The 2523-nt window shown below is 61.6% G+C and carries 1 protein-coding gene; it reads left to right on the forward strand.

All coding sequences use genetic code 11. From position 1 onward, the window contains the following. Positions 1–654: 654 nt before the first annotated feature. Positions 655–2409: a group II intron reverse transcriptase/maturase gene (gene ltrA, locus H1D24_RS41480; protein ID WP_181662948.1), complete on the forward strand. Its 1755-nt coding sequence runs from the start codon at positions 655–657 to the stop codon at positions 2407–2409. Positions 2410–2523: the final 114 nt, after the last annotated feature.

Below are 2523 nucleotides of genomic sequence, written 5' to 3' on the forward strand. Positions count from 1 at the left end.
GGTGCGACGCGAGGTCGCACGTTTGTGAGTGAGTACACCTTTGGAGGTTCGACGATGTCGATGGTGTAGATCCTGATCAGTGTCCATGTGATCAGTCCCCGCCCCGACGTGCGTTGCTGGTAACGGCAGGGTGCGGAGCTCGGGGGAAAGCCAAAGGGCTCCCGTTCCATCCGGGAGTTACGGGCGAGGGGAAGACCGGACGGGTGAAGGTGACTGAACCCTTGGATGATGTCTCGTGACTGAGGATGCCTTTTCGATGGGTTGGTTGAGTTGGGCAGTAGGGCTGGCCGTTGAGAAGCGGCAGGTGCCGGGCGGGCCACTCCCGTCCGCTCGGCTGGACACCACCGCCCCGGGATAAAGAGGGCACCCACCCCGGTCGTATCTCACACGTGTGGAACGCGGAAACCCTGGCTGGAGTCCAAGACGGCGCGAGCCGATTTTGGTAGGCCGACCGCGAGGAAGGCGGATATCCCCAGCGGGACAGGATGGTTCAAGAAGCGAATGCCGGCGGCCGAAAGGCAGCAGGAAACCGGGAGGAATACCGCGACTTCCAGTGGTCTCCCGCATAACTGGCCGGATACGGGACGCTGATGCCCGGCCCGCAAGGGAGCTGACGTGGACCAGGTGAGTCTGTGAAGGAACTCTGATATTCGGATGCCGGAACCGGAGGGCAAGTTGGACACTGAGGCGGTTTCCGCTGACGTGAACGGACCTGCGGACGTTCCTTTGGAATGGGACGCCGTTCACTGGCGTGCCGCAGAGGATGACGTACGGCGTTTGAGGCAGCGGATCTTCACGGCAAGCAAGGCAGGGGACCTCAAGCGGGTCCGTAATTTGCAGAAGCTGATGCTCCGTTCACGCGCTAACACGCTGGTGAGCGTGCGGCGGGTGACGGAGGAGAATGCTGGCCGCAAGACGGCGGGCGTGGATGGGAAGGTCGTACTGACCTCCCCGGGTAAGGCAGCACTGGCGGATTGGGTACACCATCAGATGAAGCCTTGGCATGCTCGTCCGGTCAAGCGGGTCTTCATCCCCAAGTCGAATGGAAAACGGCGCCCTCTCGGTATTCCGGTGATTGTCGATCGCGTGCTTCAAGCCCGCGCGAAGAATGCGCTGGAGCCGGAATGGGAAGCACGGTTCGAGCCGAAGTCGTACGGCTTCCGGCCCGGCCGTGGCTGTCATGACGCCATCGAGGCGATCTACCAGGTGGTGAAGGGGCGTGACCCCAAACGCCGGTGGATTCTTGATGCCGACCTGGCAGCGGCTTTCGACCGAATCGATCACGACCATCTCCTCGGCTCTCTCGGAACGTTTCCCGCTCGCGGGCCCGTCCGAGAATGGCTGAAAGCTGGCGTGATGGACAAGGGCGAATTAGCGCCAACCGATGAAGGAGTTCCACAAGGCGGCGTGATCAGCCCCGTGCTGTTGAACATCGTCTTGCACGGGATGGAGAAGGCCGCAGGAGTCAGGTATCACAACCGAAGTCGTGGAGGTCTCCAGACTGCTCCTGATTCCCCCGTGCTGGTCCGTTACGCTGACGATCTTGTGGCCTTGTGCCACAGCCGTGAGCAGGCGGAACACATCAAAGCACGACTTGCCGAATGGCTGACGCCGAGAGGGTTGACCTTCAACGAGGACAAGACGCGCATAGTCCACCTCGATGAGGGTTTCGATTTTCTCGGGTTCAACGTCCGCCGATATCACGACAAGATCGTGCTGATAAAACCCAGCCGTGAGGCCGTGGGACGGATCCGGAAGAGGCTACGCATGGAGATGCGTGCACTGCGCGGGTCGAACTCCGCCGCAGTGCTCAAGAAGCTCACCCCCATCATCCGGGGATGGGCCGCCTACTACCGGACTGAGGTGTCAAGCGAGGTCTTTTCCGCGCTTGACGACTACATGTGGAAGCTTACCTACCGGTGGGCGAGACACAGTCATCCGAACAAGTCGCGGTGGTGGGTCGTCGACCGCTACTACGGCCAGTTCAACAAGTCCAAGCAGAACCGGTGGGTCTTCGGCGACCGGGATTCCGGCGCCTACCTTCCCAAATTCGCCTGGACGAAAATCGTCCGACATGCGATGGTCGTCGCGGCTGCCTCCCCCGACGACCCGGCGCTCGCCGACTACTGGGCGCAACGCCGCCGCAAGCAGTCTCCTCCACCGCTGAGCGAACCGGTCCGACGCCTTCTGGGCATCCAAAAGGGCCGGTGCGCTGTCTGCAACGAGTTGCTGCTGCACGCCGATCAGCATCCACAAAGCCCGCACCAATGGGAACAGTGGGTGCGCGTCACCCTAATGGCGATTCGTAAACAGCACATCGCCACTACGACGCACGGCGTTAAGGACAAACTCCGTCTCATCCACTCCTCTTGCCGCCGCCGTATCGAGGCGGCGACTGAGGGCCAGTAAATCTGTATGCCTGAAGGCCTTCGGGACTTGCTTGAGCCGTATGCGCGGAAACGTGCCCGTACGGTTCTGAGGGGGGTGCGGCGCAGTAATGCGCCGCACCTACCCGACTGATCA

The organism is Streptomyces himalayensis subsp. himalayensis, from assembly GCF_013778455.1.
Taxonomy (GTDB): Bacteria; Actinomycetota; Actinomycetes; order Streptomycetales; family Streptomycetaceae; genus Streptomyces; species Streptomyces himalayensis.

What these genes read in the sequence shown, in the direction of transcription:
- ltrA (WP_181662948.1), top strand. Translation starts at nt 655, where the DNA reads ATGCCGGAACCGGAGGGCAAGTTGGACACTGAGGCGGTTTCCGCTGAC.